At 63.0% G+C, this 5,221-nt stretch carries 6 protein-coding genes and 1 tRNA gene; 4 read left to right on the top strand and 3 right to left on the bottom strand.

The window, feature by feature from the left end:
• Positions 1 to 76 (bottom strand) — tRNA-Thr (locus tag M3P27_09900).
• Positions 77 to 308: 232 nt separating this feature from the next.
• Here M3P27_09900 and M3P27_09895 point away from each other — a divergent pair.
• The 4 genes from M3P27_09895 (at position 309) to M3P27_09880 (ending at position 4,614) form a co-directional block, all read left to right on the top strand.
• A complete protein-coding gene (locus M3P27_09895; protein MDP9268618.1) occupies positions 309 to 1,220 on the top strand; it encodes a tetratricopeptide repeat protein in 912 nt (303 codons plus the stop codon).
• 249 nt (positions 1,221 to 1,469) lie between these two features.
• Positions 1,470 to 2,648 (top strand): acyl-CoA dehydrogenase, encoded by a 1,179-nt coding sequence (locus tag M3P27_09890; GenBank protein MDP9268617.1) that lies wholly within the window; start codon positions 1,470 to 1,472, stop codon positions 2,646 to 2,648.
• Position 2,649: 1 nt separating this feature from the next.
• Positions 2,650 to 2,928 (top strand): PilZ domain-containing protein, encoded by a 279-nt coding sequence (locus tag M3P27_09885; protein ID MDP9268616.1) that lies wholly within the window; start codon positions 2,650 to 2,652, stop codon positions 2,926 to 2,928.
• Positions 2,929 to 3,075: 147 nt separating this feature from the next.
• Complete coding sequence (locus M3P27_09880; GenBank protein MDP9268615.1) at positions 3,076 to 4,614, top strand: hypothetical protein; 1,539 nt, start codon at positions 3,076 to 3,078, stop codon at positions 4,612 to 4,614.
• An 11-nt stretch (positions 4,615 to 4,625) separates the two neighbouring features.
• Here M3P27_09880 and M3P27_09875 read toward each other — a convergent pair whose 3' ends face one another.
• Together M3P27_09875 and M3P27_09870 are read right to left on the bottom strand one after the other, a co-directional pair.
• Entirely contained in the window at positions 4,626 to 5,003 is a 378-nt protein-coding gene (locus tag M3P27_09875; GenBank protein ID MDP9268614.1) for a DCC1-like thiol-disulfide oxidoreductase family protein, read from the bottom strand.
• A 76-nt stretch (positions 5,004 to 5,079) separates the two neighbouring features.
• Positions 5,080 to 5,221 (bottom strand): ABC transporter permease (locus M3P27_09870; GenBank protein ID MDP9268613.1); only part of this gene is annotated, 142 nt, incomplete at its 5' end.

Below are 5,221 nucleotides of genomic sequence, written 5' to 3'. Positions count from 1 at the left end.
TGGAGCCGACGATCGGACTTGAACCGATGACCTGTCGATTACGAATCGACTGCTCTACCAACTGAGCTACGTCGGCTCTTCGCGGGGCGGGAGCACTAAAGGAAGAGAACTGCCGAGAGACATCCTACGAACGTCATTCTAAACGTTGGATGCGCGGAGCGTAAAGCCGCGCCAGTCCGACACCCGCGATAACCCGCTGGTAATCCAATCAGCCCCGCGCCGTTACTTGGCGGGCAATAGCCCGATGGAGTGCAACCCCCTTTTTCCACTTGCACTTCCACAAAGCAGAAACCGATAATGGGCACACGTTGGCCAACGACAACCTGGAACACGAAGGCACAGTGAACCGATATCCCCGAGCGGACGCCCTGCGCATCCTTCGCATCACCACCCGGCAACTGTTGGGATGGGAAAAAGCCGGGCTGGTGGAACCTTCCGAGACCTACTCCTTCTTCGAACTGCTGCAACTAAAAAAGCTGCGCGACCTGCGAGCGAAGAAAGTGCGCTCAGCGGTGATCCGCCAGTCGCTCGAAGCGATGCAGCGCCAGGTGAGCGGCATGGTGAATCCACTGCTCGAGGCGGGGACTTTTTCGACCGGGACGCGCGTCGCCTTCCGCCATCGCGGCAAGTCCGTCGAACCGATGTCCGGACAGTTCGTCATGGACTTCGCTTCCAGGAACGATCAAGTCATCTCGTCGAAAGTCCGTCACTTCCGCGCGCTGGAAAGCTCGGCCGAGTGGTTTGCCAAGGGCATCGGCCTGGAAGAAGACCCGGCGACGCAGCTCGAGGCCATCGAGGCCTACAAGAAAGCCATCGAGCTCGAGCCGCACCACGCCGCCGCGCACATCAACCTGGGCACGCTCTTCTACAACCGTCAGGACTATGTGCAGGCCGAGGCGTTCTATCGCAAGGCCGTCGAAGTGGACCCACGCTATGCGCTGGCCTACTTCGATCTCGGCAACGTTCTGGATGAGACAGGGCGGCTGCCAGATGCCGTCCGCGCCTACAAGACGGCCATCGGCCTGGCGCCGACCTACGCCGACGCGCACTACAACCTCGCGCTCGCCTACGAAAAGATGCGCCAGCCGCGCAAAGCTCTGCCGCACTGGCGGTCCTACGTGAAGCTAGACCGCTCGGGACCGTGGGCTGTCCACGCCAAGAACCAGATCCGGCGCATCCTGGATGAAGATACGCTGCGGCTGGTCAAGCGCGTGCGCTAGTTGCCAAGTGGTGTGGACGCGGGCGCCGCGGCGACCGCGTTTTTGTTTCCTCGGAATTGTCATTCCGAGCGAGCGCCACTGAGCGCGGAGCGCGAAGGCGCGCGAGCCGAGGAAGCCCTATTGCAAATGAGATCTCACGGGGGACGGTTCGATCGGCGAGCAGGGACGGTTCGACTAGCGAGCGGCCACTTGGCGCGATAGAATCACGGGTTCCGCATTTGTTTCTTAGTAAGTCAGCAAGGACTCTGCATGTCGCAGGCTGTAGCCCCCAAGCACACCAACCCGCCGCTGGTCGCGCTCAGCGAAGACGAGCAGCTGTTTCGCGACAATATACGGCAGTTCGCCGACGAGAAGGTCCGCCCGCACGTCCGTGAGATGGACGAGAAGGGCGTGTTCGAGAAGTCCATCATCGACGACTTCTTCCAGCTCGGACTGATGGGCATCGAGATCCCGGAGCAATACGGCGGCGGGGGCGGCACGTTCTTCGAGGCCATCCTCGCCGTCGAAGAGCTTTCGCGGGTGGACGCATCCGCCGGCGTGATCGTCGACGTACAGAACACCCTCGTGAACAACGCGATGATGCGCTGGGGGAGCGAAGACCAGAAGAAGAGGTATCTGCCGCGGCAAGCCGCGGACACCGTGGGCGCCTACGCACTGAGCGAAGCCGGCTCCGGCTCGGATGCCTTCGCGATGCAGACCAAAGCCGAGCTCAAGGGCAACGATTGGGTGCTCAACGGACGCAAGCTCTGGATCACCAACGCCAAGGAAGCCGGCGTCTTCATCATGCTGGCGACCGTCGATCCGAGCGCGGGATACAAGGGCATCACCGCGTTCATCGTGGAAAAGAGTTTCCCCGGCTTCACTGTGGGCAAGAAAGAGGACAAGCTCGGCATCCGGGCTTCGTCTACCTGCGAGTTGATCCTCGAAGATTGCAAGGTGCCGAAGGAAAACCTGCTGGGCGAGAAGGGCAAGGGCTACAAGATCGCCATCGAGACGCTGAACGAAGGACGCATCGGCATCGGCGCGCAGATGCTGGGCGTGGCGCGCGGCGCCTTCGAGTACGCGTTGAAGTACGCGCAGGAGCGCAAGCAGTTCGGCAAAGCCATCGCCGACTTCCAGGGCATACAGTTCCAGCTGGCGCAGATGGCCACCGATATCGAGGCGGCGCGCATGATGGTGTACAACGCGGCGCGCATGAAAGATGCCGGCATGGACTTCGTGAAAGAAGCCGCCATGGTGAAGCTGTTCGCTTCGCAGGTGGCCGAGCGCGTTACCTCGCTGGCCATCGAGATCTACGGCGGCTACGGATTCACCAAGGATTATCCGGTGGAGAAGTACTGGCGCGATTCGAAGATCGGGAAGATCTACGAAGGCACGTCGAACATGCAACTGCAGACCATCGCGAAACTGCTGCTGGGAGGGAAGTAGCGTGAGCGACGAACGCCGCGCGTATCCGCGCTTCGAGGTTTCCGAACACGCCGTCGCCATGGACGAGAAGGGCGCCACGCTCGGTCGCGTCTCGGTGGCCGGGGGCGGCGGCATGACCATCCACGCCGAATCGCGCGCCGTTGCTGAGGCGCTGAAGCCGGGACGCAGGCTCACCGTCACGGTGGTCGAGCCCGACAACAAGGTCTCGAACACGGTGGACGTCGAGGTGCGCTATAGCCGCGGTTCCGAGATCGGCATGCAGTTCGTCAGCGGCAAATAGCACTTTATCGCGCCACGAATGAGCGGCGCTTTCGCTAGGCAATCCTCCCGCTTTAGGGCTACACTCTCCGCCAATCGCGCGGCCCCGCACGCAGGTCCTCACGCCGCGCACTCCCAGGCCCTCGAAGCGCTACCCACAGGAGATACGTTGGCGCAGGACCCTATCCGCCAGTTGCTGGACTTGGTCGCCGTGCACGGTTTCTACCTCTCGCTGCTGGAGAACGTGACCGGCGAAGCGGTGCCGGTGCCGCGCGGCGCCGCGGCCGCGGAGCGCGAAGGCACGCCGGTGGAGCAATCCATCTCGGTGTTGCGGCGCTGGCTGAACATCCTCGACATGGCGATCTCGCCGCCCATGTTCCGCGACGCGCTCAGAGACACGCTCGACGTCGCCGTGGCAGAAGCCCTGTTGCGCTACTACGTGCTTAAGACCTCGCACACCGACGTGGACCGCGACAAATGCGACTTCATCAACACCTTCCTGTATCGCGCCTGGCGCAAGCGAAGCGGGAAGAGCGAGGCCCCGGCCGAAGCGGTGGAGATCGGGCCGGGGGAAACCCTCGCCTTCGAGGGCGAGATCTACGTGATGCTGGGGGACGTGGAGCCGCCCGAACTGCCGCAGGAGCACCTGCAATTGGCCCGCGAGTTCGACCACCTGCTTCCGGAAGTGGACGAGTTCTGCCACTTCGACAAGGTGATGGACTCCGGCATCCTGGGGCGGGTGCGCGATATCAAGCACTCCTTCGGCGCCTCGTTCTACCATCCGCACGTGCTCGCCAACACGGCGGTGTACAACGCGTTCTTCGGACGCAAGTTCGACGAGTTGTTCGCCAAGGCGGCGAGCGAGATCAAGAGCTTCGCGCAGACGGTGCAGCAATCCGGCGGCTCGATGCACACCCGCCTGAATGACGAAGTGACGGTGCAGCAGCTGGCGGAACTGCAGGGCGACGAGATCCACCACGCCGAGTACGGCAAGGCAGGCGCGCAATTACGCAAGGTCGCCGACTTCAAGAGGGTTGTCGACATCAAGCGCAAAGGACGCTACACAGCGGCGCTGCCCATGGATTCACTCGCGGTGACTGGCGCGGTGAGCGGCCGGGGGGCGAATGCGGTCCCCATTTCGCCGGGCGCTCCTAGCGCGAAGCAGAGTGCGGAGCCTGGGGCGGAGACGCATGGCGGGCAAGGGCTGCGTCCCTCGCCGGTGGATACGCACCGTGGCCCGACCTCGGCCAACAAGCAGGAAGACAACAAGGTGCAGGGCACGATGGACATGATCCGCCATTTCATCCTTGCCGCGGACAAGAGCTTCGCCAACGTCGTCCCGCTGCGCAATGCCAGGGTGCTGGTTACTCCTGCCGAGGTCGATGCCTTCCGCAATCCGTATCTCGACGAGAAAAGTTTCCGGGCTGACTATGCCGAGCTCATGCGGCGCATGGTCGCCACCATCGCCACCATCATGATCGAGCTCGAGGACTACAAGCTCAAGAGAACCTCGGCGTACTTGTGGAAGCAGCACGCCGATTCGCTTAAGTACCTGCTGGAGAACACAGCGAAGCTCACCACTGAAGCCAAAGACTTTGCCAGCGTGTGCGAACGCCGCGGGCTCGCCGATAAGGTACGGATGATAGAGGCCACCAGCGAGCGCCTGCAGCGGCAGGCGCAGGAAGTGGCAAAGGTCTTGCAAAGCTGACCTCTCCGCCGTCAGTCGAGGAAGCGGTCCTTCCACTGCGCTTCCGGCAGCGGACACTGCTCATATTTCCCGAACCAGCGATAGCGCCGGTGCGCGATGAGCGAGTAGATACTCTTGCGCAGAGAACGCGGCAGCCAGCCCGCCGCCGCGGCCGCCGCGCGCAGCGGCCCGCGGATACGAGCAACGATGTAGAGTGCGGCGTCGGCACCGCTGAGTAAACGCTCGGCCGCCGTGCCGGGCGCGAGCACCAGGTACATCGTCTCCGTCGCTTCTCGATCGTTTGCGCGGCGCGCGAGCGCGGCGCGCGCGAACTCGCCTTGCAAGGGCGCGAAGTGGAAGATGCCGGTGGGATCGCGCCGCAGGATCATCCGGACCAGGCGGTTGCACAATCCGCAAACGCCGTCGTAGAGGATGATGGGATGTTCCGCGCCGTCCTCTGCATCTCCTGCCGGATTGAGCGTGGCGCTATTCGTAGCGCAGTCCCTGGATAGGGTCGAGCTGTGAAGCGCGGCGCGCGGGGTAATATCCGAAGACGACGCCGATGCCGACGGAGAACAACGCGCCGGCAACGAAGATGCCGGGCGTGAGTTTGGTGGGGAAGTGAAAG

The sequence above is a fragment of the Acidobacteriota bacterium genome (genome assembly GCA_030774055.1).
Classification (GTDB): Bacteria; Acidobacteriota; Terriglobia; order Terriglobales; family Acidobacteriaceae; genus JACPNR01.
This window is presented reverse-complemented; position numbering and strand designations above follow the sequence as displayed.